This is a genomic window from Allosphingosinicella vermicomposti (genome assembly GCF_003012815.1).
GTDB classification, from domain to species: Bacteria; Pseudomonadota; Alphaproteobacteria; order Sphingomonadales; family Sphingomonadaceae; genus Allosphingosinicella; species Allosphingosinicella vermicomposti.
Genome location: NZ_PXYJ01000001.1, coordinates 246,911 through 270,009, shown reverse-complemented (window position 1 = coordinate 270,009; position 23,099 = coordinate 246,911). Strand labels below are relative to the sequence as shown.

35 protein-coding genes are annotated in these 23,099 nt (G+C 61.9%); 3 read left to right on the top strand and 32 right to left on the bottom strand.

What is annotated here, in order from left to right; genetic code table 11:
* Positions 1 to 33 precede the first annotated feature (33 nt).
* Both C7I56_RS01395 and C7I56_RS01390 read left to right on the top strand, forming a co-directional pair.
* Positions 34 to 1,086, top strand: coding sequence for a hypothetical protein (locus tag C7I56_RS01395; RefSeq protein ID WP_106638765.1), 1,053 nt, complete (start codon positions 34 to 36; stop codon positions 1,084 to 1,086).
* Between the two features lie 216 nt (positions 1,087 to 1,302).
* A complete protein-coding gene (locus tag C7I56_RS01390) occupies positions 1,303 to 1,707 on the top strand; it encodes a glycine zipper 2TM domain-containing protein (protein ID WP_106638764.1) in 405 nt (134 codons plus the stop codon).
* A 176-nt stretch (positions 1,708 to 1,883) separates the two neighbouring features.
* Here the strand turns inward: C7I56_RS01390 and rplQ are convergent, their stop codons facing one another.
* The 4 genes from rplQ to rpsM form a co-directional block, all read right to left on the bottom strand.
* Positions 1,884 to 2,309: a 50S ribosomal protein L17 gene (gene rplQ, locus C7I56_RS01385; protein WP_106638763.1), complete on the bottom strand. Its 426-nt coding sequence runs from the start codon at positions 2,307 to 2,309 to the stop codon at positions 1,884 to 1,886.
* 135 nt (positions 2,310 to 2,444) lie between these two features.
* On the bottom strand, positions 2,445 to 3,509 hold the full coding sequence (locus tag C7I56_RS01380) for a DNA-directed RNA polymerase subunit alpha (RefSeq protein WP_106638762.1): 1,065 nt from the start codon (positions 3,507 to 3,509) through the stop codon (positions 2,445 to 2,447).
* A gap of 120 nt (positions 3,510 to 3,629) precedes the next feature.
* A complete protein-coding gene (gene rpsK, locus C7I56_RS01375; RefSeq protein WP_019831586.1) occupies positions 3,630 to 4,019 on the bottom strand; it encodes a 30S ribosomal protein S11 in 390 nt (129 codons plus the stop codon).
* Between the two features lie 96 nt (positions 4,020 to 4,115).
* Positions 4,116 to 4,484, bottom strand: a complete 369-nt coding sequence (rpsM, locus tag C7I56_RS01370) for a 30S ribosomal protein S13 (RefSeq protein ID WP_106638761.1) — start codon at positions 4,482 to 4,484, stop codon at positions 4,116 to 4,118.
* Between the two features lie 210 nt (positions 4,485 to 4,694).
* Here rpsM and C7I56_RS01365 point away from each other — a divergent pair, with 210 nt between their 5' ends.
* Complete coding sequence (locus tag C7I56_RS01365) at positions 4,695 to 5,210, top strand: DUF6438 domain-containing protein (RefSeq protein ID WP_158702949.1); 516 nt, start codon at positions 4,695 to 4,697, stop codon at positions 5,208 to 5,210.
* 3 nt (positions 5,211 to 5,213) lie between these two features.
* Here C7I56_RS01365 and C7I56_RS01360 read toward each other — a convergent pair whose 3' ends face one another.
* The 28 genes from C7I56_RS01360 to rpsL all read right to left on the bottom strand — a co-directional run bounded on the left by C7I56_RS01360 (position 5,214) and on the right by rpsL (position 22,818).
* Positions 5,214 to 5,729 (bottom strand): SRPBCC family protein, encoded by a 516-nt coding sequence (locus C7I56_RS01360; protein ID WP_106638759.1) that lies wholly within the window; start codon positions 5,727 to 5,729, stop codon positions 5,214 to 5,216.
* 204 nt (positions 5,730 to 5,933) lie between these two features.
* Entirely contained in the window at positions 5,934 to 6,587 is a 654-nt protein-coding gene (locus C7I56_RS01355; RefSeq protein ID WP_106638758.1) for an adenylate kinase, read from the bottom strand.
* A 32-nt stretch (positions 6,588 to 6,619) separates the two neighbouring features.
* Positions 6,620 to 7,987 carry a preprotein translocase subunit SecY gene (gene secY, locus C7I56_RS01350; protein WP_106638757.1) on the bottom strand — a complete coding sequence of 456 codons (1,368 nt, stop codon included), beginning with the start codon at positions 7,985 to 7,987 and terminating at the stop codon, positions 6,620 to 6,622.
* 207 nt (positions 7,988 to 8,194) lie between these two features.
* Positions 8,195 to 8,725, bottom strand: coding sequence for a 50S ribosomal protein L15 (gene rplO / locus C7I56_RS01345; RefSeq protein WP_106638756.1), 531 nt, complete (start codon positions 8,723 to 8,725; stop codon positions 8,195 to 8,197).
* A gap of 120 nt (positions 8,726 to 8,845) precedes the next feature.
* Positions 8,846 to 9,022 carry a 50S ribosomal protein L30 gene (rpmD, locus tag C7I56_RS01340; RefSeq protein ID WP_106638755.1) on the bottom strand — a complete coding sequence of 59 codons (177 nt, stop codon included), beginning with the start codon at positions 9,020 to 9,022 and terminating at the stop codon, positions 8,846 to 8,848.
* 5 nt (positions 9,023 to 9,027) lie between these two features.
* Positions 9,028 to 9,768: a 30S ribosomal protein S5 gene (rpsE, locus tag C7I56_RS01335; protein WP_106638754.1), complete on the bottom strand. Its 741-nt coding sequence runs from the start codon at positions 9,766 to 9,768 to the stop codon at positions 9,028 to 9,030.
* 3 nt (positions 9,769 to 9,771) lie between these two features.
* On the bottom strand, positions 9,772 to 10,125 hold the full coding sequence (rplR, locus tag C7I56_RS01330) for a 50S ribosomal protein L18 (RefSeq protein ID WP_106638753.1): 354 nt from the start codon (positions 10,123 to 10,125) through the stop codon (positions 9,772 to 9,774).
* Positions 10,126 to 10,128: 3 nt separating this feature from the next.
* On the bottom strand, positions 10,129 to 10,662 hold the full coding sequence (gene rplF / locus C7I56_RS01325) for a 50S ribosomal protein L6 (protein WP_106638752.1): 534 nt from the start codon (positions 10,660 to 10,662) through the stop codon (positions 10,129 to 10,131).
* Position 10,663: 1 nt separating this feature from the next.
* Positions 10,664 to 11,059 carry a 30S ribosomal protein S8 gene (gene rpsH / locus C7I56_RS01320; protein ID WP_106638751.1) on the bottom strand — a complete coding sequence of 132 codons (396 nt, stop codon included), beginning with the start codon at positions 11,057 to 11,059 and terminating at the stop codon, positions 10,664 to 10,666.
* Positions 11,060 to 11,069: 10 nt separating this feature from the next.
* A complete protein-coding gene (rpsN, locus tag C7I56_RS01315) occupies positions 11,070 to 11,375 on the bottom strand; it encodes a 30S ribosomal protein S14 (RefSeq protein WP_106638750.1) in 306 nt (101 codons plus the stop codon).
* A gap of 42 nt (positions 11,376 to 11,417) precedes the next feature.
* Positions 11,418 to 11,999 carry a 50S ribosomal protein L5 gene (gene rplE, locus C7I56_RS01310; RefSeq protein ID WP_106638749.1) on the bottom strand — a complete coding sequence of 194 codons (582 nt, stop codon included), beginning with the start codon at positions 11,997 to 11,999 and terminating at the stop codon, positions 11,418 to 11,420.
* A complete protein-coding gene (gene rplX, locus C7I56_RS01305; RefSeq protein WP_106638748.1) occupies positions 11,992 to 12,312 on the bottom strand; it encodes a 50S ribosomal protein L24 in 321 nt (106 codons plus the stop codon). Before rplX ends, rplE begins: the two co-directional genes overlap by 8 nt.
* Before the next feature lie 4 nt (positions 12,313 to 12,316).
* On the bottom strand, positions 12,317 to 12,685 hold the full coding sequence (gene rplN / locus C7I56_RS01300) for a 50S ribosomal protein L14 (RefSeq protein WP_106638747.1): 369 nt from the start codon (positions 12,683 to 12,685) through the stop codon (positions 12,317 to 12,319).
* Between the two features lie 62 nt (positions 12,686 to 12,747).
* Positions 12,748 to 13,014, bottom strand: a complete 267-nt coding sequence (rpsQ, locus tag C7I56_RS01295) for a 30S ribosomal protein S17 (RefSeq protein WP_106638746.1) — start codon at positions 13,012 to 13,014, stop codon at positions 12,748 to 12,750.
* A 9-nt stretch (positions 13,015 to 13,023) separates the two neighbouring features.
* A complete protein-coding gene (gene rpmC / locus C7I56_RS01290) occupies positions 13,024 to 13,230 on the bottom strand; it encodes a 50S ribosomal protein L29 (protein ID WP_106638745.1) in 207 nt (68 codons plus the stop codon).
* 3 nt (positions 13,231 to 13,233) lie between these two features.
* A complete protein-coding gene (gene rplP, locus C7I56_RS01285) occupies positions 13,234 to 13,665 on the bottom strand; it encodes a 50S ribosomal protein L16 (protein WP_106638744.1) in 432 nt (143 codons plus the stop codon).
* A gap of 12 nt (positions 13,666 to 13,677) precedes the next feature.
* Positions 13,678 to 14,385, bottom strand: coding sequence for a 30S ribosomal protein S3 (gene rpsC / locus C7I56_RS01280; RefSeq protein ID WP_106638743.1), 708 nt, complete (start codon positions 14,383 to 14,385; stop codon positions 13,678 to 13,680).
* A 1-nt stretch (position 14,386) separates the two neighbouring features.
* A complete protein-coding gene (rplV, locus tag C7I56_RS01275; protein WP_106638742.1) occupies positions 14,387 to 14,767 on the bottom strand; it encodes a 50S ribosomal protein L22 in 381 nt (126 codons plus the stop codon).
* A 3-nt stretch (positions 14,768 to 14,770) separates the two neighbouring features.
* Positions 14,771 to 15,046: a 30S ribosomal protein S19 gene (gene rpsS / locus C7I56_RS01270; protein WP_106638741.1), complete on the bottom strand. Its 276-nt coding sequence runs from the start codon at positions 15,044 to 15,046 to the stop codon at positions 14,771 to 14,773.
* Between the two features lie 2 nt (positions 15,047 to 15,048).
* A complete protein-coding gene (gene rplB, locus C7I56_RS01265; protein ID WP_106638740.1) occupies positions 15,049 to 15,885 on the bottom strand; it encodes a 50S ribosomal protein L2 in 837 nt (278 codons plus the stop codon).
* 10 nt (positions 15,886 to 15,895) lie between these two features.
* Complete coding sequence (locus C7I56_RS01260; RefSeq protein ID WP_106638739.1) at positions 15,896 to 16,210, bottom strand: 50S ribosomal protein L23; 315 nt, start codon at positions 16,208 to 16,210, stop codon at positions 15,896 to 15,898.
* Positions 16,203 to 16,829: a 50S ribosomal protein L4 gene (gene rplD, locus C7I56_RS01255; protein WP_106638738.1), complete on the bottom strand. Its 627-nt coding sequence runs from the start codon at positions 16,827 to 16,829 to the stop codon at positions 16,203 to 16,205. Before rplD ends, C7I56_RS01260 begins: the two co-directional genes overlap by 8 nt.
* A 3-nt stretch (positions 16,830 to 16,832) precedes the next feature.
* A complete protein-coding gene (rplC, locus tag C7I56_RS01250; RefSeq protein ID WP_106639567.1) occupies positions 16,833 to 17,588 on the bottom strand; it encodes a 50S ribosomal protein L3 in 756 nt (251 codons plus the stop codon).
* 240 nt (positions 17,589 to 17,828) lie between these two features.
* Complete coding sequence (gene rpsJ / locus C7I56_RS01245) at positions 17,829 to 18,140, bottom strand: 30S ribosomal protein S10 (RefSeq protein WP_028969184.1); 312 nt, start codon at positions 18,138 to 18,140, stop codon at positions 17,829 to 17,831.
* Between the two features lie 220 nt (positions 18,141 to 18,360).
* The gene (tuf, locus tag C7I56_RS01240; RefSeq protein ID WP_106638737.1) at positions 18,361 to 19,551 is read right to left on the bottom strand and encodes an elongation factor Tu; all 1,191 of its coding nucleotides are present in this window, start codon (positions 19,549 to 19,551) and stop codon (positions 18,361 to 18,363) included.
* 125 nt (positions 19,552 to 19,676) lie between these two features.
* Positions 19,677 to 21,770: an elongation factor G gene (gene fusA / locus C7I56_RS01235; RefSeq protein ID WP_106638736.1), complete on the bottom strand. Its 2,094-nt coding sequence runs from the start codon at positions 21,768 to 21,770 to the stop codon at positions 19,677 to 19,679.
* A gap of 193 nt (positions 21,771 to 21,963) precedes the next feature.
* Positions 21,964 to 22,434, bottom strand: coding sequence for a 30S ribosomal protein S7 (gene rpsG, locus C7I56_RS01230; protein ID WP_106638735.1), 471 nt, complete (start codon positions 22,432 to 22,434; stop codon positions 21,964 to 21,966).
* Between the two features lie 12 nt (positions 22,435 to 22,446).
* Positions 22,447 to 22,818: a 30S ribosomal protein S12 gene (rpsL, locus tag C7I56_RS01225; protein WP_106639566.1), complete on the bottom strand. Its 372-nt coding sequence runs from the start codon at positions 22,816 to 22,818 to the stop codon at positions 22,447 to 22,449.
* Positions 22,819 to 23,099 lie beyond the last annotated feature (281 nt).

Below are 23,099 nucleotides of genomic sequence, written 5' to 3'. Positions count from 1 at the left end.
AGCCGCAAAGGCCGACAGTCCTGGGGAAGAAAAATGGGGAAATTCACCGTCTTGGCAGCCTTGCTGCTTTCATCCGCGGCAGCCGCGCAGCAACCGACTGCGTCCGCCGCGCCGGAAAAGCAATATTTGAAGGAGTTCAAGGCCGCTCAGGGGTATACCTTCGCATGTTTCGGCGAGGAGTCAGCCGAAGGCTGCCTGGCGATGATCCAGCATTATTATAATGCGATGATGGCGCCGGACGCCGATGAAGGCGTCAAACATTATATCTTCAAGGATTACCTCCACGCCAAGTCCGTCCACGGCGGCAACCTCCGCGAAAAGGGCAAGCTTGAAGAGGCCAAGGCCGTGCTTCAGCCCGCTTATGCCGAAATGATCCACCATTTCGAAGGCGGAAAGCATTTTCATGCCTTGATAGACAACCTCCCGCTTCAGGAGGAAACCTATCTGACGCTCCGCGCGCTTCGCCAGGATCAGGAAGCCGAGCAGGTGCTCGCCAACGCTCGCCAGGCGGCGGATCAGCTCCACAGCCAGCTTGAACAGTCCAAGGGCAACGAACATCAGATGAAGCTGCAACATGCGGGGATGCTGAGCAGCGAGAAATTCGAAACCGCCGCTGCCAAATATCACAAGGATCGCGCCGAAACCTTCAAATCGGAAGGCAAGTCGGATCTTGCCAAGGCGGAACGCGACCGCGCGATCGAGGGCTGGCGCCGTGCCTCCGCCTGGATCGAGCGCAGCGCATTGGCTGGCGTCAAGGGCATGATGGACATGCGCCCGGAAATCCGCATCGCGGAGGCCCAGATGGACCTTGGCTCGGCTCTTCTCGACAATGGGGACAAGAAAGCGGCGGAGGAATCCTTCATCTATGCCGGCACCTTCAGCTGTGATCTGGCCGCGAATACCGCCGAAACGCCGTTTGACCGCGACCTGGCGCAGGGCCTCTGCGACCGGGCCAGCATGGGCTACCTTCTGACTTCCGGAGAATTGGCGCGGATTTCCGAGGCGCAATCGAAGGCGATGTACGAACAGCAGATGGAGCTGCTGAAAACCGACATCACGCCGATCATGAAAGCGATGCAGGACTAGCGAACTCCTCCTATCCGCCACACCCCGCTAGTCCTGAGCCTGTCGAAGGACGGCTCCAGCTGGAACGGGATTCGACAGGCCCGGGACTGGCGGGCGGGTGGGGAAAAGACAGCAAATTCAATCCGTTCATCGCAGACTCAGTCGAAGGGGAGAATAGTAATCCTTCGGCGCGGCCGCTGCTTCTGGCTCCGCCTCCAAGCGTAAGGAGCCAGTATCATGCTCAAGACAATGATCCTCTCAGCGGCGGTGCTCGCCACCACCGCGACCGCCCTGCCCACGGCCGCCGAAGCCCGCCCGCGCTATCGCGACCATGGCTATTCAAACTATTATGGCGATGGCTATCGCTACGATCGCCGCAGCTACCGCGATTATGATCGCGGCTATTACGGCAATTACGATGGCCGCTATTATCGTGACCGCCGTTACCGGCGCTGCAATGATGGCACGACCGGTGCCATCGTCGGCGGTGCGGCTGGCGCGCTGCTCGGCAGGGAAATCGCCCGTAGCGGCAATCGCGACCGCTATTATTACCGTAACCGTGGCGGCAACGGCACGACCGGCGCGATCCTGGGTGGCGCGATCGGCGCTCTCATCGGCAACGAAGTCGGACGGAATTGCTAATGCTTTAAGCCGTTAGTCCTGAGCGTGTCGAAGGACGATTCCTGAGGGAACGGGCTTGGCCTTAAGCCGCCTTCGGCTCGACAAGCTCAGCCCGAGCGGTGTTGAGGGTGGGCTATCCTAACAAAAAAGGGCTCCGTTTCCGGAGCCCTTTTCTTTTCACTATGATCGCGATGGGTTCAGGCGGCTTCCGCCTCGAACGCCTCGTCGTTCATGACCGGGCCCGAATCCTGGCCTTTGGCCGAAACGTCACGGTCGACGAATTCGATGATCGCCATCGAAGCGGCGTCCGAAGCGCGGATGCCGGCCTTGATGACGCGGGTATAGCCGCCGTTACGGTCCGCATAGCGGGTGGCGAGGACGTCGAACAGCTTCACCAGCTGCTTGTCGTCGAGCAGGCGGGCGTGAGCGAGACGACGGTTCGAAAGGCCGCCCTTCTTCGCCAGCGTGACCAGCTTTTCGACATAGGGACGCAGTTCCTTCGCCTTGGCGACGGTGGTCATGATCTGCTCATGCTTGATGAGCGCGGCCGCCATGTTGCGGAACAGGGCCGCGCGATGGCTGGAGGTACGTTGCAGCTTACGGCCGCCGACGCGATGACGCATTGTTCTTTTCCTTCGTTCGTCCCGAGGCCGTATCAGGCACCCCGGACCAGGCGGTTTTGAAAAGGGGAACCGCCCTTTACCCCTTTAGCCCATCAGAGAGCTGATTTCGGCCTGTCCCCCGGACAGGCCGAGCTTTCAGCCCATCAGCTCTTGTTCGAGCTTCTTGGCCATTTCCTCGATATTTTCAGGCGGCCAACCCGGAATGTCCATGCCGAGGCGGAGGCCCATGCCGGACAGCACTTCCTTGATTTCGTTCAAGGACTTGCGGCCAAAGTTCGGTGTGCGGAGCATTTCGGCTTCCGTCTTCTGGACGAGGTCGCCGATGTAGATGATGTTGTCGTTCTTGAGGCAGTTCGCCGAACGGACCGACAGTTCCAGCTCGTCCACCTTCTTCAAGAGGTAGCGGTTGAGCTGGTTGGCGTCGCTTTCCGCGTCCACCGCAGCCGCCGCCATGCCGCCGCCGGTCGAAACCGGAGCCGCCTGGATGCCGTCGTCAAAGTGGACGAAGAGCTGCAGCTGGTCCTGAAGGATGCGAGCCGCATAAGCGATCGCATCTTCCGGCGTGATCGTGCCGTCGGTTTCGACGGTCAGCGTCAGCTTGTCATAGTCCAGTTCTTGGCCGACGCGGGTGTTTTCCACCTTGTAGCTGACCTGGCGCACCGGCGAGTAAAGCGCATCGACCGGGATGAGGCCGATCGGCGCGTCGGCCGGACGGTTGTTGGCGGCCGGGACATAGCCCTTGCCCGCCTGAACCGCGAGTTCCATGTTCAGCGTCGCGCCTTCGTCGAGATGGCAGATGACGAGATCGGGGTTCATCACCTCGATATCGCCCGTGGCTGCGATCTGACCGGCGGTGACTTCGCCCGGACCCGTCGCGGAGAGCGACAGGCGCTTGGAGCCCTCGCCTTCCATCTTCAGGGCGACCTGCTTCACGTTGAGGACGATGTCGGTCACGTCTTCACGAACGCCTGCGAGGCTCGAGAATTCGTGCAGCACGCCTTCGATCTTGATCGAGGTGACGGCAGCGCCCTGGAGCGAAGAGAGCAGCACGCGGCGCAGCGAGTTGCCGAGCGTCAGACCGAAACCGCGCTCAAGCGGCTCGGCGACGAAGGTCGCCTTGCGCCGGGCGTCGCCGCCCGCTTTCTTTTCCAGAGCGTTGGGTTTCTTCATTTCCTGCCAGTTCTTTGCGTTGACGGCCATGATCTTCCCTTGGCTTCCTCGGAAGCGATCAAAGATCGCCTCCGGTTTTGTAAAAATTCGAAACCGCCTGCGGTTTCGGCAATCTGCAACCGGCTTTCCGCAAGCGCGGAAAGACGATTTTTACACGCGACGACGCTTGGACGGGCGGACGCCGTTGTGCGGGATCGGCGTCACGTCGCGGATGGACGTGATCTGGAAGCCGACCGCCTGCAGCGCGCGAAGGGCGCTCTCGCGGCCCGAACCCGGACCCTTCACTTCGACTTCGAGCGTGCGGACGCCGTGCTCGGCGGCCTTCTTGCCCGCGTCTTCGGCGGCGACCTGGGCGGCATAAGGGGTCGACTTGCGGCTGCCCTTGAAGCCCATCATGCCCGCCGATGACCAGGCAATCGCATTGCCCTGCGCATCGGTGATCGTGATCATCGTGTTGTTGAAGCTGGCGTTGACGTGCGCAACGCCGGCGGTGATGTTCTTGCGCTCGCGCCGACGAAGGCGCTGAGGTTCGCGTGCCATAATCTTTATTCCTACCTAATCCTGTCGGGCGTGGGCCCTGAAGAGATGCTCCCGAAGGAGAAGTGTCTCGCGATCGTCCCCCGGACGATCACTCGCTTACTTCTTCTTGCCGGCGATCGGCTTGGCCTTGCCCTTACGGGTGCGCGCATTGGTGTGCGTGCGCTGGCCGCGGACCGGAAGGCCCTTGCGGTGACGCAGGCCGCGATAGCAAGCCAGATCCATCAGACGCTTGATGTTCATCGCGGTCTGGCGGCGAAGATCGCCTTCCACGGTGTGATCGGCGTCGATCGTTTCGCGGATCTGCAACACTTCCTGGTCGGAAAGATCCTGGACGCGGCGCTCGCGCGTGATGCCCAGCTTCTCGGTGATCTCCTTGGCTTTGGCCGGGCCAATGCCGTGGATGTAGGTCAGCGCGATTTCGACGCGCTTGTTGGTCGGGATGTTCACACCCGCAATACGTGCCATTAGATAATTTCTCCTGCTCCACAGGGCGGCTGGCCACCGCCCCATCTCAGCGCTTCAAAAACCCCGGAACAGGCGTAGCCGACGCGCGCACGACATGCGCCGCCGGAAGACCGGTTAACGGGATAGCGCGCAGATAAGAGCGGCAGGTGATTCTGTCAACAGCCGCAGGGCGCGTCGGGAACCGGGAACCCTCCTGCTCGTTCCGGCGGCATGAAATTCTTACGCACCCGATACAAAGCCGCCCTGGTCGTGTCTATATTGGCCGCCCTTCCCGCCTGCACGACTATTCCCGCCGGTGGAAGCTCCGCCGCAGCAGGCACAGAGATGATCGAAATCGAACATGGGGCCTGCTTCGGCTTCTGCCCGATGTACAAGGCCTCGATCACGGCTGACGACCGGATCAACTTCGAGCCCGTCCGTTTCACGCGGGTCGAAACGCCGGTGAGCCGTCAGGGCACTCCGGGCACTTACGAGCGGATCGCGGCCTTAGTGGGCCCGCTCCGCCCGGCCAGTGCGGGCGAATATGACATCAGCCAACAATGCGACAGTCAGGTCACCGACCTGTCGGATTACCATGTCCGCTGGCGCGGGCCGGACGGGGTGCGGCAGGTGCGCTTCTATCCCGGCTGTCTCAACAGCCAGACCGAAGCCAATAAGCGGCGCATGGAAGAGGCGATCGACACGCTTGACATCGACGATCTGGTGGTCCGTCCCGAAACGAACTGAAGCTCAGCGGGACAGCCGCGCCTTCAGGCGATCGAACTGCTCCGCGAGAACCTTGTCCACCGCTGGGGCCAACGCTGCGGCGCTATTCCGGACTTGGCCGCTGACGACATAATTTTGTGTGATTTCGGTGCCGCCCGCGACCGGCTTGAACGACCAGGTCAGGCGGCCCGTTACTGCCTCCGCCTGAAGCGGGCCTAACGCCGTGTCGACGCGCAGCATTTCACCAGGCATTGCAAGAATGACGCGGCCATGCTCGACAAAGCCGCCCGATGACAGGGTTTCACAGAAGCAGCCGCTTGGCTCCAGCTGCATGGTGAGGGCAGTGGCATCTCCGGAATAGCTATGCGCCGGACTCCACCATTGGGCGGGCTGGCCGATCATCGCATAGGCCTCTTGGGGCGTTGCCGGGACGATGGCCTTGCTTTCGGTTTCGAAATGCGTGGCGGACATGGATTTGACTTCGGCTGCTGCCGGAGAAGCGAGCAGGACGGCGCAGAAAGCGGGGATGAGGCGGATCATGGCGGACCTCCAAGGTGGGCCGCATTTTAGCCGATCGTCCCGAGCCTAGTCGAGGGGGTGCTGGCATGACGGTTCGAAGCGCGCCCCTCGACTTCGCTCAACGAACGGGTTTTTGAACATGGGTGCTCCTGTGAAAGCAAGAACCCAGCGGCTCATATCGTGAGAAATGGGCTCCTGCTTTCGCAGGAACACAGCGTGCGGCCTTCAGCGGCGGTCGAGGATCGTCTCGATATCCGCATTCACATGTACGATCGGCGCCATACCGTCGACGCGGCGGACGATGCCCTTGGCTTCGTAGAAGGGCAGAATCGGCGCGGTCTTGGCGCGATATTCGCAAAGGCGGTTGCGGACCGTTTCCTCGACATCGTCGGGGCGCCGCTTGAACTGGTCTTCGGCGCCGCAACGGTCGCAGATCATGTCGATCTTCGGCAGCTTGTAGCGGTCGTGATAACCCTCGCCGCATTTGGCGCAGGAGAAACGGCCGGTGATGCGGTCGACCAGAGCCTCCTCGTCTACCACGAGCTCGATCACATAATCGAGCTTCATGCCCTTACTGGCGAGAAGCTCTTCCAGCGACCGTGCCTGGGCGTCGGTGCGGGGATAGCCGTCGAGGATAAATCCCTGCTCCACATCCGGTTGGTCGAGCCGTTCGGACAAGATGCCGGTGACGATCTCGTCCGAAACGAGGTCGCCCGCATCCATCACCGTCTTCGCCTTTTTGCCGACCTCGGTGCCCGCAGCTACTGCCGCGCGCAACATGTCGCCCGTTGAGAGCTGGACCATGCCGCGCTCTTTCTCGAGGCGGCTGGCCTGAGTTCCCTTGCCGGCGCCCGGAGGGCCAAGGAGGATGATGTTCATGCCTCAAGAACTCCCCTGTTTCGCGCCGCCGTTTAGCGTGCGCGTCCGCCCTTCAGCTTCGCCTTCTTGATCAGATCACCATATTGGTGCGCGATCAGGTGGCTCTGGATTTGGGTCACCGTGTCCATCGTCACGTTGACGACGATGAGCAGGCTGGTGCCGCCGAGATAGAAGGGAATGCCCGCCCGCGCGACCAGGAATTCCGGCACGAGGCAGATGAGCGTCAGATAAGCGGCGCCGACTACGGTGATGCGGGTCAGCACGTAATCGAGATACTCCTCGGTCCGCTTGCCCGGACGGATGCCGGGGATGAAGCCGCCATAGCGCTTCAAGTTATCCGCCGTTTCTTCCGGGTTGAAGACAACCGCCGTGTAGAAGAAGCAGAAGAAGATGATGCCCGCGGCATAGAGCGCCATGTAGAGCGGCGCGCCGTGCTGCAGCGCGGTCGTCACCGTAATGAGGATGTCGCCCCAGGTGCTCTCACCCGCGACACGATTGCCCGCGAACTGCGCGATGGTCAGCGGCATGAGGAGCAGCGACGAGGCGAAGATCGGCGGAATAACGCCCGAAGTATTGAGCTTCAGCGGCAGGTGCGACCGCTCCGCCTGCATCAGGCCGCGCTGCGTCTGGCGCTTCGGGTACTGGATGAGGATGCGGCGCTGAGCGCGCTCCATGAAGCAGATGAAGGCGATGAGGCCGACGACCAGCGCCAGCACGCCCATGATGAGCAGCGGCGACAAAGTGCCGGTGCGGCCGCCTTCGAAAACCTGCGCGAGCGCGGTCGGCAGCTGAGCAACGATGCCCGCCATGATGATGAGGGATACGCCGTTGCCGATGCCGCGGCTGGTGATCTGCTCACCCAGCCACATCAGGAACATCGTGCCGCCGACAAGGCTGACGACGGTGGTGATCCGGAACATCATGCCCGGGTCGATAACGGCCGAGCCGCCCTGCCCCGCGCCCCAGCCTTCAAGGCCGACGGCGATGAAGTAGCCTTGGATCGCGGCAAGGAATACCGTGCCGTAGCGTGTATATTGGTTGATCTTCTTGCGCCCGCTCTCACCCTCTTTCTTGAGCGTAGCGAGCGTCGGCGACATGGTGGTCGCGAGCTGAACGACGATGGACGCCGTAATATAGGGCATGACGCCGAGCGCGATGAGGCTCATGCGCTCAAGGCTGCCGCCCGAAAAGGTGTTGAAGAAATCGAGCACGGTGCCGCGCGTCGTGTCGAACAGGCTCGCCAGCGAGCGCGGATCGATGCCGGGAAGCGGCACGAAGCTCAGCAGGCGAAAAAGGATCAGCGCTCCAAGCGTGAACCACAGGCGCTTTTTAAGATCGGTGGCCTTGGCGAAATTCGCCATGCTGAAATTGCTGGCCATTTGTTCGGCTACGGATGCCATATGCTATTCGACCTCGGAAAGTGGCGGGTGGCGATTGCCGCCACCCCTGCCCCAGAATTCCGTTCGCCCTGAGTAGCCGTTGAGCTTGTCGAAACGGCGTATCGAAGGCTCTGTGCGAGTGCTTCGATACGGGTCTTCGCCTGGCTCAGCCCCTACTCAGCACGAACGGGGTTGTGAGAGGCATATATAGTGCGGTTTTCCCGCTTGTCAGGCCTTCGCCTTCTTCGCAGCGGCGCGGCTCGTGCCCTTCTTCGCAGCGGCCTTTTCGGACGCCGGAACGACTTCGATCACGTCGACCTTGCCGCCAGCCTTTTCAATGGCTTCGCGGGCACCAGCGGAAACGCCGGAGACGAGGAAGCTGAGCTTGGCCGTAAGGCTACCCTTGCCGAGCAGGCGAACGCCATCCTTGCCGCCACGAGCAACGCCGGCGGCCTTAAGGGCCGCATGGTCGATCGTGCCCTTGGCATCGAGCTTGCCTGCGTCGACCAGCTTCTGGATCGCGCCCAAATTCACTTCAGCATAATCCTTGGCAAACGGATTGTTGAAGCCGCGCTTCGGGATCCGCATGTGGAGCGGCATCTGACCGCCTTCGAAGCCCCAGATCGAGACGCCGGAGCGGCTCTTCTGGCCCTTCTGGCCACGGCCGCCGGTCTTGCCGAGGCCTGAACCGATACCACGGCCCACGCGGACGCGGGACTTACGGGCACCTTGGTTATCGCGGATTTCATTGAGTTTCATGTCTTGCACTCGCTTTCGCTATGTTCGCGCTGATAAAAACGTAGCCCCGGCGCTAGGGCCGGGGTTTCCGTTGTCCTCATAGTGATGCCGCCAACTTTCGCAAGTCGGCAGTCGAAGGCTTTAGCCTTCGACCTTCACCATATGCTGCACCTTGCGGATCATGCCGCGGACTTCAGGGGTGTCCTGAAGCTCGGACGTCCGGTGCATCTTGTTGAGGCCGAGACCGATCAGCGTCTGGCGCTGATCGGGGGTGCGGCGGATCGGCGAACCGATCTGGGTGACCTTGATGGTGGCCATGTCTCTTACTCCGTCACAGCCGCGGCATCAGCCTCGGCCGTCTGCGAGCCGCCACGGCCGAGCAGGTCTGCAATCTTCTTGCCACGACGCTGCGCCACCGACTTGGGGCTGGTCTGATCGGTGAGCGCTTCGAAAGTCGCCCGGATCATGTTGTAGGGGTTGGACGTGCCGACCGACTTGGTCACCACGTCGGCAACACCAAGGCTTTCGAACACGGCGCGCATCGGACCGCCAGCGATGATGCCGGTACCCGGAGGCGCGGTGCGAACGGTCACCTTGCCGGCACCGAAATGGCCACGGCCATCATGGTGCAGCGTGCGACCTTCCTTGAGCGGAACGCGGACCATCGCCTTCTTGGCGGCGGCAGTCGCCTTGGTGATCGCTTCCGGCACTTCGCGGGCCTTGCCCTTGCCGAAGCCCGCGCGGCCCTTGCCGTCGCCGACGACGACCAGTGCTGCGAAACCGAAGCGCTTACCGCCCTTCACGGTCTTGGAGACGCGGTTGATGTGGACGAGCTTTTCAATGAGCTCCTCGCCACCATCCTCGTCGCGATTGCCACGACGATCGTCGCGACGGCCACGGCCGCCACCGCGATTGTCGCGACCGCCCTGTCCGCCACGGCCGCCACGGCCACGGCGTTCGCCGCCGCCGCGCTCTTCGGTAGCAGGAGCGGGAGCATCGGTGGCGGGGGCTCCGGCCTGGACGGCGTCCTGACCTTCGGTGCCTTGGGTGTTTTCTTCAGCCATCACTTAGAACTCCAGTCCGCCTTCGCGCGCGGCATCGGCGAGAGCCTTCACGCGGCCGTGGAACAGAAAACCGCCACGGTCGAACACAACCTTGGTAACGCCGGCGGCCTTGGCCCGCTCGGCAACCCGGCGGCCCACATCCTGCGCGGCGTCGGACGTTGCGCCGGTCTTGCCGCGCACGTCCTTCTCCAACGTGGACGCGGAAGCCACGGTGCGGCCTTCGACGTCGTTAATGACCTGCGCATAGATATGGCGGCCGGAACGGTGCACCGACAGGCGCGGCTTGCCGCCGCTGACCTTCCGGAGCGAGGTACGGACGCGCTGACGGCGCCGATCGAAGAGAGAGAGTTTCGCCATGGCTTACTTCTTCTTGCCTTCTTTGCGGAAGATATACTCGCCGCGATATTTGATGCCCTTGCCCTTGTACGGCTCGGGCTTGCGCCAACGGCGGATCTCGGCGGCAACCTGACCAACCTTCTGGCGGTCGATGCCGGAAATCTCGACGGTCGTCGTGTCCGGGGTCTTCACCTCGATGCCTTCCGGCACCGGGATGTTGACGTCGTGGCTGTAGCCGAGCTGCAGCTTCAGGGTCTTGCCTTGAGCGTTTGCGCGGTAACCAACGCCGGTGATTTCGAGGGTCTTCGAAAAGCCCTCGGTCACGCCGGTGACCAGGTTCTGCACCATGGTGCGCTGCATGCCCCAGAAGGAGCGCGAGCGCTTGCTGTTGTTGGCCGGCTGCACCGAAATCCCGCCATCTTCGATGGCGTAGGTGACTTCGTCGAGCATTTGGAGAGTGAGCGTGCCCTTCGGTCCCTTGACCGAAAGCACCTGGCCTTCGGTGCTGGCGGTAACGCCAGCTGGGATGGTTACGGGCCGTTTGCCGATACGGGACATCTTAGAACACCTCCGCCAGCACTTCGCCGCCGACATTCTGATCGCGCGCTTCCGCGTCGGACAGAACGCCGCGAGGCGTCGAAACGATGGTGATGCCGAGGCCGTTGCGGACGCGGGGCAGTTCCTGCGAACCCGAATAGACGCGGCGGCCAGGCTTCGAAATGCGGGACAGGTGGCGGATCGCCGGCTGGCCCTCGAAATATTTCAGCTCGATGCGAAGGCCCTTATGGCCGCCAAGCGCTTCTTCGCTGTAACCGCGGATATAGCCCTCGCGCTGAAGCACGTCGAGAACGCGGGCACGCAGTTTGGACGCGGGGGAAACCACGCTGTCCTTGCGCGCCTGCTGGCCGTTGCGGATGCGGGTGAGCATATCACCCAAAGGATCGGTCAATGGCATATCTTATACCTTACCAGCTCGATTTCGTCAGACCGGGGATCAGGCCCTTATTGCCCAATTCGCGCAGCATGACCCTCGAAAGCCCGAATTTGCGATAATTCGCGCGCGGACGGCCAGTCATCTGGCAACGGTTGCGGACCCGGGTCGGGTTCGCGTTGCGCGGGATTTCCGCCATCTTCAGACGTGCGATCAGACGCTCCATATCGTCTTTGGACTCGTCGTCCGCGATCGCCTTCAGCTTCGCATACTGGCCGGAATATTTCTTGACCAGCTTCTTGCGACGCTCATTCTTGTTGATGGAACTCAGTTTCGCCATGACTTAAGTTCTCTTCCTTCTAAGTCTGCGGCAGAACGACCCTCAGGCCGCCTGCTGCTGATCCTGTTCGACCGGGAATGGGAAATTGAAGAGGCGCAGCAGCTCGCGCGCTTCCTCATCCGTCTTCGCGGTGGTGGTGACGATGATGTCCATGCCGCGCACCTTGTCGATGCGGTCATAGCTGATCTCCGGGAAAATGATCTGTTCCTTGAGACCCATCGCATAATTGCCACGGCCGTCGAACGACTTCGGGTTCAGGCCGCGGAAGTCGCGAACGCGCGGAAGCGCGATCGTGACCAGACGGTCCAGGAACTCGTACATACGTTCACGGCGCAGCGTGACCTTGCAGCCGATCGGCATGCCTTCACGCAGCTTGAACTGCGCGATCGACTTCTTCGCCTTCGTCACGACAGGCTTCTGGCCGGCGATCAGCTCCATTTCGGACGCTGCGACTTCGACCTTCTTCTTGTCCTGCGTGGCTTCGCCGACGCCCATGTTGATGACGATCTTTTCGATCTTCGGCACTTCCATCCGGTTCTTGTAACCGAATTTCTCCGTCATCGCCTTGACGATGCGCTCGTCATAATCCTTGCGGAGGCGCGGCGTGTACTTTGCTTCAGCCATTGAGAGTCTCCCCGGACTTCACGGCCACGCGGACCTTCTTGCCGTCCTTGGTTTCGAAACGGACGCGCGTCGGCTTGCCCGTCTTGGGATCCTTCAGCGCGACCTTGGACACGTGAAGCGGTGCTTCGGCGCGTTCCAGACCGCCCTGCGGATTGGCCTGAGTGGCCTTGCGGTGACGGGTGATGATGTTGACGCCCGACACGACGACCTTGCCGTCCTTCGGCAGGTTCTTCGTGACTTCGCCCGTCTTGCCCTTGTCCTTGCCGGACAGGATGACGACCTGGTCGCCCTTCTTGATCTTCGCAGCAGCCATGATCTTACAAAACCTCCGGCGCGAGCGAGATGATCTTCATGTGCTTCTTCGCGCGCAATTCGCGGACGACCGGGCCGAAGATACGGGTGCCGATCGGCTCCTGGTTGTTGTTGACGAGCACCGCGGCGTTGGAATCGAAGCGGATCGTCGAACCGTCGGGACGATGAATGTCCTTGGCGGTACGGACGATGACGGCCTTGTGGACGTCGCCCTTCTTCACGCGACCCTTGGGGGACGCTTCCTTCACCGACACCACGATGATGTCGCCAACGCTGGCAAAGCGGCGCTTGGAGCCGCCGAGCACCTTGATGCACTGGACGCGCTTGGCGCCCGAGTTGTCAGCCACATCAAGGTTGGACTGCATCTGGATCATCGATCCATTCCTTCTTTCACTTCAACCGGGAAAGCCCGGCGATCAGTTACAATTAATGCGACTTAGATGTCCGACTTGGCGGGCGTGGCATGCGTGTCGACGCGGTCCAGAACCTTCCAGGTCTTCAGCTTGGAGATCGGCCGCGTCTCTTCGATGCGGACGGTTTCACCGGCCTTGAACTCATTGCCCTCATCGTGGGCATGATACTTTTTCGACAGCTTGATGATCTTGCCGTACAGCGGGTGCTTCACCCGCCGCTCGACCTTCACCACCACGGTCTTGTCGGTCTTGTCGGACACCACGGTCCCGGTCAGAATGCGCTTCGGCATGATAACTCCTTAGGCCTTCTGAGCGGCGCGCGTGCGCTCACCCTGCAGCGTCTTGATCTGGGCGATGGAGCGGCGGACTTCACGAACGCGCGCCGGCTTCTCGAGCTGGTTGGTCGCAGCCTGGAAGCGCAGATTGAACTGCTCGCGCTTCAGTTCGCCCAGCTGTTCACTGAGCTGGTCGTCGCTCTTGGCTTTGAGATCGTCGATCTTGGCCATTTATCAATCTTCCTCAATCAGCGATTCACCGAGGCGGGCCACCACCTTGGTCTTGATCGGCAGCTTTTCCATCGCACGCTCGAAAGCGACGCGGGCCAGCGGTCCGGGAACGCCGTCCAGTTCGAACAGGATGCGGCCCGGCTTCACGCGGGCTGCCCAATATTCGGGTGCACCCTTACCCGAGCCCATGCGGACTTCGGCAGGCTTCGACGAAACCGGCACGTCCGGGAACACGCGGATCCACAAACGGCCCTGACGGCGGATGTGGCGGGTGATCGCGCGGCGGGCCGCTTCGATCTGGCGAGCGGTGATCCGGTCCGGCTCCAGGGCCTTGAGGCCGAAAGCGCCGAAGTTCAGATCGGTGCCGCCCTTGGCGTTGCCCGAGATACGGCCCTTGAAGGCCTTGCGGAATTTGGTGCGCTTTGGTTGCAGCATGTCTCTAATTCCTTAGCGACGGTCGTCGCGAGCCGGGCGAACGCCCGACGTCTGCGCTTCCATCATGAGGCGGTCCTGAGCCATCGGATCGTGGCCAAGGATTTCGCCCTTGAAGATCCAAACCTTGACCCCGCACACGCCATAAGCGGTGTGGGCCTGGGCTTCGGCATAATCGACGTTACCGCGCAGCGTATGGAGCGGCACGCGGCCTTCGCGATACCATTCCGTGCGGGCGATTTCAGCGCCGCCGAGGCGGCCGCCGCAGGTGATACGAATGCCTTCCGCGCCGAGGCGGAGAGCCGACTGCACCGCGCGCTTCATGGCGCGACGGAAAGCGATACGGCGCTCGAGCTGATCGGCAACACCCTGGGCGACGAGCTTGGCGTCGATTTCGGGCTTGCGGATTTCGACGATGTTCAGCGACACGTCGGACGATGTCATCGAAGCCAGCTTCTTGCGAAGCTTTTCGATGTCGGCGCCCTTCTTGCCGATGATGACGCCCGGACGCGCGGCATAGATGTTGACGCGGCAAAGCTTCGCCGGACGCTCGATCACGACCTTGGAGATCGCGGCCTGCGGCAGAGTCTTCAGGACATATTCGCGAATCTTGAGATCCTCGAGAAGAAGGCGGCCATAATCGGCGCCTTCCGCATACCAGCGGCTGTCCCAGGTGCGGTTGATCTGCAGGCGCAGACCGATCGGAGATGATTTTTGACCCATCTTAAGCTTCCTGGCTCGCTTCGCGAACGACGATGCGCACGCGGCTGAACGGTTTCACGATGCGGCTCGAACGGCCACGCGCACGGGTCGCGAAGCGCTTCATCGAGATGCTCTTGCCGACGCTGGCTTCCGCGACGACGAGGCTGTCGACGTCGAGATTGTGATTGTTTTCCGCATTCGCGATCGCCGAAGCGAGCACCTTGCGGACATCAACCGCCATCGCCTTCTTCGAGAAGGTGAGGACATTGAGCGCATCTTCGACCTTGCGGCCGCGGATGAGCGCGGCGACGAGGTTCAGCTTCTGGGCCGAACCACGGATCGTGGTGCCGACGGCCAGCGCCTCATTTGCCGCGACGCGGCGGGGGGCTTTTTCCTTAGCCATGGCTTACCTCTTGCCCTTCTTGTCGGCCGCGTGGCCGGGGAAGTAGCGGGTCGGAGCGAACTCGCCGAGCTTCATGCCGACCATTTCTTCCGAAACCGAAACCGGCACGAACTTGCGGCCATTGTAGACGTTGAACGTCAGCCCGACGAACTGCGGCAGAATGGTGGAGCGGCGCGACCAGGTCTTGATCGGCGCGCGGCCACCGGATTCCTGCGCCGTCTCTGCCTTCTTAAGCAGCGACAACTCGACGAACGGACCTTTCCAGACGGAGCGGGCCATTATTACCTCTTCTTCTTCGCGTGACGCGAACGGATGATCATCTTGTCCGTCGCCTTGTTCGAACGGGTGCGCGCACCCTTGGTCGGCTTGCCCCACGGGGTCACCGGATGGCGGCCACCGGAGGTCCGGCCTTCACCACCGCCGTGCGGGTGGTCGACCGGGTTCTTCGCAACGCCGCGGGTCAGCGGACGCTTGCCCATCCAGCGAGTACGGCCGGCCTTGGCGAAGTTCTGGTTCTGGTTGTCGGGGTTCGACACCGCGCCAACCGTGCCCATGCAATCGCTGCGCAGGTAACGCTGCTCGCCCGAATTGAGGCGAACGATCACCATGCCCTTGTCGCGGCCGACGACCTGCACATAAGTGCCTGCCGAACGTGCGATCTGGCCGCCCTTGCCCGGCTTCATCTCCACATTGTGGACGATGGTGCCGACCGGCATCTGGCCAAGTTCCATGGCATTGCCCGGCTTCACGTCGGTCTTCTTGCCGGCGACGATGGTGTCACCCGGGGCAAGACGCTGCGGTGCGATGATGTAGGCGAGTTCGCCGTCTTCATACTTCACCAGAGCGATGAACGCGGTGCGGTTGGGGTCATATTCCAGACGCTCGACGGTGGCCGGCTGGTCCCACTTGCGACGCTTGAAGTCGATATAGCGGTACTTCTGCTTGTGGCCGCCCGCGATACCGCGCGAGGTCACGTGACCCTTGTTGTTGCGCCCGCCCGTCTTGCGCTTACCTTCGGTCAGCGCCTTGACCGGCTTACCCTTCCACAGCGACGACTTGTCGACGAGGATCAGGCCGCGCTGGGACGAGGTAGTCGGATTATAATGCTTGAGTGCCATCGTCCGCGCCTCAGATTCCGGTGGTGACGTCGATGGACTGGCCGTCGGCCAGCGTCACGATCGCCTTCTTCATGTCAGACTTGGTGTAGGGACGACCCTTCCACTTCTTCGTCTTACCCTTCTGGGTGATGGTGTTCACGCCCAGCACCTTGACGCTGAACAGAGCCTCGACCGCCGCCTTGATCTGCGGCTTAGTGGCCTCGTTCGCGACCTTGAAGACAACGGCATTCTGCTCGGAAAGCAGAGTCGTCTTTTCGGTGATGTGGGGAGCGAGAACGACATCATAATGCTTGATGTCGACACCCGTCTTCTGCTGCTTAGCCATTGAAGCGCGCCTCCAGCTTTTCAACCGCGGCGCGGGTCAGCACCAGCGTTTCGGCCTTGAGAATGTCGTAGACGTTCGCGCCGACCGCCGGGAGAAGGTTGATCTCGCGGAGGTTGGAGGACGCCAGAGCGAAACCGACGTTCAGCGCGTCGCCGTCGATGACGAGAGCGGTCTTGCCGAAGCCGAGCTTGCCGAGCTGATCCTTCAGCGCCTTGGTCTTGGACTCCTTGACGTCCAGATTGTCCATGACGACCAGCTTGCCGTCACGAGCCTTGGACGACAGGGCCATCTTGAGGCCGAGCGCACGGATCTTCTTGTTAAGCGACGGATTGAAGTCGCGGACCCGGGGGCCGTGGGCCTTACCGCCGCCGATGAAGATCGGGGCGCGGCGATCGCCATGGCGAGCCGTACCGCCGCCCTTCTGGCGACCGAACTTCTTACCCGTGCGGGCAACATCGGAGCGCTCGCGAGCGGCGCGGGCGGTGCCGCGGCGCTTTTCGAGCTGCCAGGTGACGACGCGGTGAAGGATGTCGGCACGGGGCTCAACGCCGAAAATCTCGTCGTTAAGCTCGATGTCGCCTTTGCCCTTGGCGTCGAGGGTCTGAACCTTGACCTTCATCGTTTAGCCTTCCTGGCCTTCGGTGGCTTCCACGGGAGCCTCGGCCTGCGCCGGGGTGTTCGCGGGAGCGGTGTTGCTGTTGGCAGCCTGGCGGATGCCGGCCGGATACGGCGCATCTGCGTGGCGGGCGACCTTCACGGCGTCCTTGACGAGGAGCCAGCCGCCCTTCGAGCCGGGCACCGAGCCCTTCACGAAGATGAGGCCGCGCTCGACGTCCGTGCGGACGACTTCGAGGTTCTGCTGGGTGCGGTTGCGAGCGCCCATGTGACCGGCCATCTTCTTGTTCTTGAAGACGCGGCCCGGATCCTGGCGGTTACCGGTCGAACCATGCGAACGGTGCGACACCGACACGCCGTGCGTGGCACGCAGACCGCCGAAGCCCCAACGCTTCATGGCGCCGGCGAAACCCTTACCCTGAGTCACACCCTGAATGTCGACCAGCTGGCCGACGGCATAATGATCGGCTGCGATTTCGGCGCCGACGTCGAGGAGAGCATCCTCGGCGACACGGAATTCAGCGAGCTGCGCCTTCGGCTCCACTTCGGCCTTGCCGAAATGGCCGCGCTCCGGCTTCGTCAGGTTCTTGGCCTTGGCCGAACCCGCGCCGAGCTGAACGGCGACATAGCCGTCACGATCCGCCTCGCGGCGAGCAACGACCTGAACATTGTCGAGTGCCAGGACGGTGACGGGCACGTGGCGGCCGTCCTCCTGGAACAAGCGGGTCATCCCCATTTTCTTCGCGATCACGCCAGTACGCATGACCATACTCCTTATACAGAGGCCCCCGAAGCTTCCTTCAGGGGCGTGCCAGCCCAACAAATGATGCGTGCCCCGCTCTGGGCCATTTCCTCGCAAGCGAGAAAAGCGGGGGACGCAGACCACGGCGATGCCGTGCGGTATCCCGAACCATTTTCCTGCCAAAAACCTTGGTTTTGCAGGGGCCCCGGTCCGAGCGGGGCCGAATCTCTCAGCGCATCCTAGCGGCTGCGCGTGCTCCCCTTAGGCGAGCTTGATCTCAACATCAACACCTGCTGCGAGATCGAGCTTCATAAGAGCGTCGACCGTCTGCGGAGTCGGCTGAACGATGTCGAGCAGGCGCTTGTAGGTGCGCACCTCAAACTGTTCGCGGGACTTCTTGTCCACGTGCGGCGAACGGTTGACGGTGAACTTCTCGATGCGCGTCGGAAGGGGGATGGGACCGCGAATAAGGGCGCCGGTGCGACGGGCGGTGTCGGCGATGTCGCCAGTTGCCTGATCGAGCACACGATGATCGAACGCCTTGAGGCGAATGCGGATATTCTGCGTTTCCATGGTCCTACCGATGCGAAAGAGCCGACGGCGCCTATCCAGCGCCGTCGCCCTGAACTCGTTTCAGGGCCCATGTCCAAACGCGTGCCGCAGCGCGCGTTTGGACATGGATGCTGAAACACGTTCAGCATGACGGCAGATGAGATGCCGCACTAACTAAATTACAAACAAGAAAAAGCGGGCCACCCAAGCTCCGAAGAGAATCAGGCGGCCCGCTCCTATATTACTTCGTGATGTTCGCCACAACCCCGGCGCCGACCGTACGGCCGCCTTCGCGAATTGCGAAGCGCAGACCCTGGTCCATGGCGATCGGAGCGATGAGCTTCACGCCCAGCTGGACGTTGTCGCCCGGCATGACCATCTCGGTGCCTTCCGGAAGAACCACTTCGCCCGTCACGTCGGTCGTGCGGAAGTAGAACTGCGGACGGTAGTTGGCGAAGAACGGCGTGTGGCGGCCACCTTCGTCCTTCGACAGGACGTAGACTTCCGCCTGGAAGTCGGTGTGCGGCGTGATCGAACCCGGCTTGGCCAGAACCTGACCACGCTCGACTTCTTCACGGCCAACGCCACGGATCAGCGCGCCGATGTTGTCGCCGGCTTCACCCTGGTCGAGCAGCTTGCGGAACATTTCAACGCCGGTGACGGTCGTCTTCTTGGTGTCCTTGATGCCGACGATTTCGACTTCTTCACCAACCTTCACAACGCCGGTTTCGACGCGGCCGGTGACGACGGTGCCGCGACCCGAGATCGAGAACACGTCTTCGATCGGCATCAGGAACGGCTTGTCGAGCGGACGCTCCGGCTGCGGGATGTAGCTGTCGACAGCGGCCATCAGCTCGAGAACGGCCTTCTTGCCGATTTCTTCGTTGCTGTCTTCAAGAGCGGCGAGAGCCGAACCCTTGATGACCGGAATGTCGTCGCCCGGGAAGTCGTACGAGGACAGAAGCTCGCGGATTTCGAGTTCGACGAGCTCGAGCAGTTCGGGATCGTCGACTTGGTCGACCTTGTTCATGAACACGACGAGGGCCGGAACGCCGACCTGACGGGCGAGCAGGATGTGCTCACGGGTCTGCGGCATGGGGCCGTCGGCGGCCGACACGACGAGAATGCCGCCGTCCATCTGAGCGGCGCCGGTGATCATGTTCTTCACATAGTCGGCGTGGCCCGGGCAATCGACGTGCGCATAGTGACGCTCGGTGGTTTCATACTCGACGTGGCTGGTCGAAATGGTGATGCCGCGCTCACGCTCTTCCGGAGCCTTGTCGATATTGTCGTAGCTGGTGAAGGTTGCGCCGCCGGATTCGGCGAGAACCTTGGTGATCGCCGCGGTGAGCGAGGTCTTGCCATGGTCGACGTGACCGATGGTGCCGATGTTGCAGTGCGGTTTGTTCCGCTCAAACTTAGCTTTCGCCATTGTTGTCCTACCTTCTTCTCAATTGCACTCGACCGCATCGCCCGCTTGAGGCCGCCTGTCGAAACTGTCGTTTGCACACCCTAAGCCAGGCTTCGGATGCGCGCCCCATAACGGCTCTTTCCGGCTTATGCCAGCTTTGCCTTAACCTCGTCCGCAACGTTCTGCGGCACTTCCTCATAATGCGAGAACTGCATCGAATACTGAGCGCGGCCCTGCGTGAAGGAGCGCAGCTCATTAACGTAGCCGAACATGTTCGCAAGCGGGACCATGGCTTCGACGACCTGGGCGTTGCCCCGGCTGTCGGTGCCCTGGATCTGGCCACGACGGCTGTTCATGTCGCCGATCACGTCGCCGAGATAGTCTTCCGGCGTCACGACTTCGACCTTCATGATCGGCTCGAGCAGCTTGATGCCGGCCTTCTGAGCCGCTTCGCGCATTGCGCCACGGGCACAGATTTCGAAGGCCAGGGCCGACGAGTCGACGTCGTGGTACGCGCCGTCCGTCAGGTGGACTTCGAAGTCGATGATCGGGAAACCGATCAGCGAGCCGCTCTCGGCGGTTTCCTTGAAGCCCTTTTCCACCGACGGAATATATTCGCGCGGAATGTTACCGCCCTTGATCTCGTCGAAGAACTGGAAGCCCGAACCGCGCTCGCCAGGAACGACGGTGACCTTCACGCGGCCGAACTGACCCGAACCACCCGACTGCTTCTTGTGGGTGTAGTCGATGTCGACCTTCTTGCCGAGATATTCGCGATACGCCACCTGCGGCGCGCCGACATTGGCTTCGACCTTGAACTCGCGCTTCATGCGATCGACGAGGATTTCAAGGTGAAGTTCACCCATGCCCTTGATGATCGTTTGGCCCGATTCGTGGTCGGACGACACGCGGAACGAAGGATCTTCGGCAGCGAGGCGATTGAGCGCGATGCCCATCTTTTCCTGGTCGGCCTTGGTCTTGGGTTCCACCGACAGCTCGATAACGGGCTCGGGGAATTCCATACGCTCGAGGATGATCGGGTTCGACGAATCACACAGCGTGTCGCCGGTCGTGGTTTCCTTGAGGCCCGCAATCGCGACGATGTCGCCGGCGCGTGCTTCTTCGATGTCCTCACGGCTGTTCGCATGCATGAGGAGCATACGGCCGATCTTTTCCTTCTTGTCCTTCACCGAGTTCAGATAGCTGCCCTTGGTGAGGGTGCCCGAATAGATGCGGGCGAAGGTGAGCGAGCCGACGAACGGATCGTTCATGATCTTGAACGCGAGGAGCGACATCGGCGCATCGTCGGCCGGCGGACGCGAATCTTCGGTCTCGCCGTCGAGCTTGACGCCCTGAACGTCCGGAATATCGAGCGGGCTCGGCAGATAGTCGACTACTGCGTCGAGCAGCGGCTGAACGCCCTTGTTCTTGAACGACGAACCACAGAGAACCGGCACGAAATCGAATGCCAGCGTGCCCTTGCGGATCAGCTTCTTCAGCGTGGCGGTGTCCGGCTCAGTGCCTTCGAGATAGGCTTCCATCGCCGCATCGTCCTGCTCGACGGCGATTTCGATGAGTTCGGAACGGGCAGCCGCTGCGGCGTCCTTCATGTCGTCCGGGATTTCGCGATATTCGAACTTCGCGCCGAGCGACTCGTCCAGCCACACGATCGCGCGGTTTTCAACGAGGTCGACGAGGCCGACGAACTGGTTCTCAAGACCGATCGGCAGATAAAGAACCGCGGTGCGCGCACCCAGGCGATCCTTGATCATGGCGACGCAGCGGTCGAAGCTCGCGCCGGTGCGGTCGAGCTTGTTGACGTAGCAGAGGCGCGGAACGCGATACTTGTCGGCCTGGCGCCACACGGTTTCGGACTGCGGCTCAACGCCGGCAACGCCGTCGAAACAGGTGACCGCACCGTCGAGGACGCGCAGCGAACGCTCGACTTCGATGGTGAAGTCGACGTGACCCGGCGTGTCGATGATGTTGATCAGGTGCTCTTCACCCTTGCCTTCAGCGGCGCGCCACTTGCAGGTCGTCGCAGCGGACGTGATCGTGATGCCGCGCTCCTGCTCCTGCTCCATCCAGTCCATGGTGGCGGTGCCTTCGTGCACTTCGCCGATCTTGTAGGACTTGCCGGTGTAATAAAGGATACGCTCGGTGGTCGTGGTCTTGCCGGCATCGATGTGGGCCATGATGCCGATGTTGCGGTAGCGTTCCAGCGGATGGCTGCGGGCCATGATCTTTAACTCCGATGCCGGTTGCGGCGGGTGAATCTTTGGGTCTTAAATGCCGTTCGGCCCTTCGATAGCCTCAGGAGAGCTTGTCGAAGCCCTGCCCTTTCCCCTCTTTCTCAGAAGAGGTCAGCCCTTCGACAAGCTCAGGGCGAACGGTGCGGGCGGAGCCACCGAAGCGACTCCGCCCATATAGGTATTACCAGCGGTAATGCGAGAACGCGCGGTTGGCTTCCGCCATACGGTGCGTATCTTCACGCTTCTTCACCGCGTTGCCGCGATTGTTCGAAGCGTCGAGCAGCTCGCCGGAAAGGCGGGCCGACATCGTGTTTTCGCTGCGGGCGCGGGCGGCCGAAATGAGCCAGCGGATGGCAAGCGCCTGGGCGCGTTCCGCACGGACTTCGACCGGCACCTGGTAGGTCGCACCGCCGACGCGGCGGCTGCGGACTTCGATACCCGGCTTCACATTGTTGAGCGCGTCATGGAACACGCCGATCGGCTCCTTCTTGGCCTTCGCTTCGACGGTGTCGAGCGCGCCATAGACAATGCTTTCGGCGACGGCTTTCTTGCCGTCCAGCATGACGCTGTTCATGAATTTGGAAAGGACCACGTCTCCGAACTTCGGATCGGGCAGGATTTCGCGCTTCTCTGGGCGACGACGACGAGACATATCTCTATTCCCTTACTTAGGACGCTTCGCGCCGTACTTCGAACGGCTCTGCTTGCGGTCCTTCACACCCTGCGTGTCGAGCACGCCGCGAAGCACGTGATAGCGCACACCCGGAAGGTCGCGCACACGGCCGCCACGGATCAGAACCACGCTGTGCTCCTGAAGGTTGTGGCCTTCGCCGGGAATGTAGCTGATGACTTCGCGCTGGTTGGTCAGGCGAACCTTGGCAACCTTGCGGAGAGCCGAGTTCGGCTTCTTCGGGGTCGTCGTATAAACGCGCGTGCAAACGCCGCGCTTTTGCGGGTTCGCTTCCATCGCGGGAACTTTCGAGCGCGCCTTCTGCGGCTCGCGACCCTTGCGGATCAGCTGATTGATCGTTGGCATGAAGCCCTTCACCTTACGTTACTTTACCGCATGCAAAAAACGCAAAAGCCCCGGCGGCCCTCATGACCCCCTGGCCTTTTGCGAACATACGGCAATGTTCAAGCTCGCTTGGCGCCACGGCATCCGAATCCGGACCGCTGCCCTCAAGCGAGGCGGCCTATACGCACAGAGTCCCTCAGGCGTCAACGGCGGAGGGCTGAAGGAAGCGGGTGTCGCGCCAATCCGTTCTTGCCGAGCAGGGGGCCCCGTTCGTGCTGAGTAGGGACTGAGCCTGTCGAAGC

What these genes read in the sequence shown, in the direction of transcription:
- C7I56_RS01395 (WP_106638765.1), top strand. Translation starts at nt 34, where the DNA reads ATGGGGAAATTCACCGTCTTGGCAGCCTTGCTGCTTTCATCCGCGGCA.
- C7I56_RS01390 (WP_106638764.1), top strand. Translation starts at nt 1,303, where the DNA reads ATGCTCAAGACAATGATCCTCTCAGCGGCGGTGCTCGCCACCACCGCG.
- rplQ (WP_106638763.1), bottom strand. Translation starts at nt 2,309, where the DNA reads ATGCGTCATCGCGTCGGCGGCCGTAAGCTGCAACGTACCTCCAGCCAT.
- C7I56_RS01380 (WP_106638762.1), bottom strand. Translation starts at nt 3,509, where the DNA reads ATGGCCGTCAACGCAAAGAACTGGCAGGAAATGAAGAAACCCAACGCT.
- rpsK (WP_019831586.1), bottom strand. Translation starts at nt 4,019, where the DNA reads ATGGCACGCGAACCTCAGCGCCTTCGTCGGCGCGAGCGCAAGAACATC.
- rpsM (WP_106638761.1), bottom strand. Translation starts at nt 4,484, where the DNA reads ATGGCACGTATTGCGGGTGTGAACATCCCGACCAACAAGCGCGTCGAA.
- C7I56_RS01365 (WP_158702949.1), top strand. Translation starts at nt 4,695, where the DNA reads ATGAAATTCTTACGCACCCGATACAAAGCCGCCCTGGTCGTGTCTATA.
- C7I56_RS01360 (WP_106638759.1), bottom strand. Translation starts at nt 5,729, where the DNA reads ATGATCCGCCTCATCCCCGCTTTCTGCGCCGTCCTGCTCGCTTCTCCG.
- C7I56_RS01355 (WP_106638758.1), bottom strand. Translation starts at nt 6,587, where the DNA reads ATGAACATCATCCTCCTTGGCCCTCCGGGCGCCGGCAAGGGAACTCAG.
- secY (WP_106638757.1), bottom strand. Translation starts at nt 7,987, where the DNA reads ATGGCATCCGTAGCCGAACAAATGGCCAGCAATTTCAGCATGGCGAAT.
- rplO (WP_106638756.1), bottom strand. Translation starts at nt 8,725, where the DNA reads ATGAAACTCAATGAAATCCGCGATAACCAAGGTGCCCGTAAGTCCCGC.
- rpmD (WP_106638755.1), bottom strand. Translation starts at nt 9,022, where the DNA reads ATGGCCACCATCAAGGTCACCCAGATCGGTTCGCCGATCCGCCGCACC.
- rpsE (WP_106638754.1), bottom strand. Translation starts at nt 9,768, where the DNA reads ATGGCTGAAGAAAACACCCAAGGCACCGAAGGTCAGGACGCCGTCCAG.
- rplR (WP_106638753.1), bottom strand. Translation starts at nt 10,125, where the DNA reads ATGGCGAAACTCTCTCTCTTCGATCGGCGCCGTCAGCGCGTCCGTACC.
- rplF (WP_106638752.1), bottom strand. Translation starts at nt 10,662, where the DNA reads ATGTCCCGTATCGGCAAACGGCCCGTAACCATCCCAGCTGGCGTTACC.
- rpsH (WP_106638751.1), bottom strand. Translation starts at nt 11,059, where the DNA reads ATGCCATTGACCGATCCTTTGGGTGATATGCTCACCCGCATCCGCAAC.
- rpsN (WP_106638750.1), bottom strand. Translation starts at nt 11,375, where the DNA reads ATGGCGAAACTGAGTTCCATCAACAAGAATGAGCGTCGCAAGAAGCTG.
- rplE (WP_106638749.1), bottom strand. Translation starts at nt 11,999, where the DNA reads ATGGCTGAAGCAAAGTACACGCCGCGCCTCCGCAAGGATTATGACGAG.
- rplX (WP_106638748.1), bottom strand. Translation starts at nt 12,312, where the DNA reads ATGGCTGCTGCGAAGATCAAGAAGGGCGACCAGGTCGTCATCCTGTCC.
- rplN (WP_106638747.1), bottom strand. Translation starts at nt 12,685, where the DNA reads ATGATCCAGATGCAGTCCAACCTTGATGTGGCTGACAACTCGGGCGCC.
- rpsQ (WP_106638746.1), bottom strand. Translation starts at nt 13,014, where the DNA reads ATGCCGAAGCGCATTCTGACCGGGACCGTGGTGTCCGACAAGACCGAC.
- rpmC (WP_106638745.1), bottom strand. Translation starts at nt 13,230, where the DNA reads ATGGCCAAGATCGACGATCTCAAAGCCAAGAGCGACGACCAGCTCAGT.
- rplP (WP_106638744.1), bottom strand. Translation starts at nt 13,665, where the DNA reads ATGCTGCAACCAAAGCGCACCAAATTCCGCAAGGCCTTCAAGGGCCGT.
- rpsC (WP_106638743.1), bottom strand. Translation starts at nt 14,385, where the DNA reads ATGGGTCAAAAATCATCTCCGATCGGTCTGCGCCTGCAGATCAACCGC.
- rplV (WP_106638742.1), bottom strand. Translation starts at nt 14,767, where the DNA reads ATGGCTAAGGAAAAAGCCCCCCGCCGCGTCGCGGCAAATGAGGCGCTG.
- rpsS (WP_106638741.1), bottom strand. Translation starts at nt 15,046, where the DNA reads ATGGCCCGCTCCGTCTGGAAAGGTCCGTTCGTCGAGTTGTCGCTGCTT.
- rplB (WP_106638740.1), bottom strand. Translation starts at nt 15,885, where the DNA reads ATGGCACTCAAGCATTATAATCCGACTACCTCGTCCCAGCGCGGCCTG.
- C7I56_RS01260 (WP_106638739.1), bottom strand. Translation starts at nt 16,210, where the DNA reads ATGGCTAAGCAGCAGAAGACGGGTGTCGACATCAAGCATTATGATGTC.
- rplD (WP_106638738.1), bottom strand. Translation starts at nt 16,829, where the DNA reads ATGAAGGTCAAGGTTCAGACCCTCGACGCCAAGGGCAAAGGCGACATC.
- rplC (WP_106639567.1), bottom strand. Translation starts at nt 17,588, where the DNA reads ATGCGTACTGGCGTGATCGCGAAGAAAATGGGGATGACCCGCTTGTTC.
- rpsJ (WP_028969184.1), bottom strand. Translation starts at nt 18,140, where the DNA reads ATGGAAACGCAGAATATCCGCATTCGCCTCAAGGCGTTCGATCATCGT.
- tuf (WP_106638737.1), bottom strand. Translation starts at nt 19,551, where the DNA reads ATGGCGAAAGCTAAGTTTGAGCGGAACAAACCGCACTGCAACATCGGC.
- fusA (WP_106638736.1), bottom strand. Translation starts at nt 21,770, where the DNA reads ATGGCCCGCAGCCATCCGCTGGAACGCTACCGCAACATCGGCATCATG.
- rpsG (WP_106638735.1), bottom strand. Translation starts at nt 22,434, where the DNA reads ATGTCTCGTCGTCGTCGCCCAGAGAAGCGCGAAATCCTGCCCGATCCG.
- rpsL (WP_106639566.1), bottom strand. Translation starts at nt 22,818, where the DNA reads ATGCCAACGATCAATCAGCTGATCCGCAAGGGTCGCGAGCCGCAGAAG.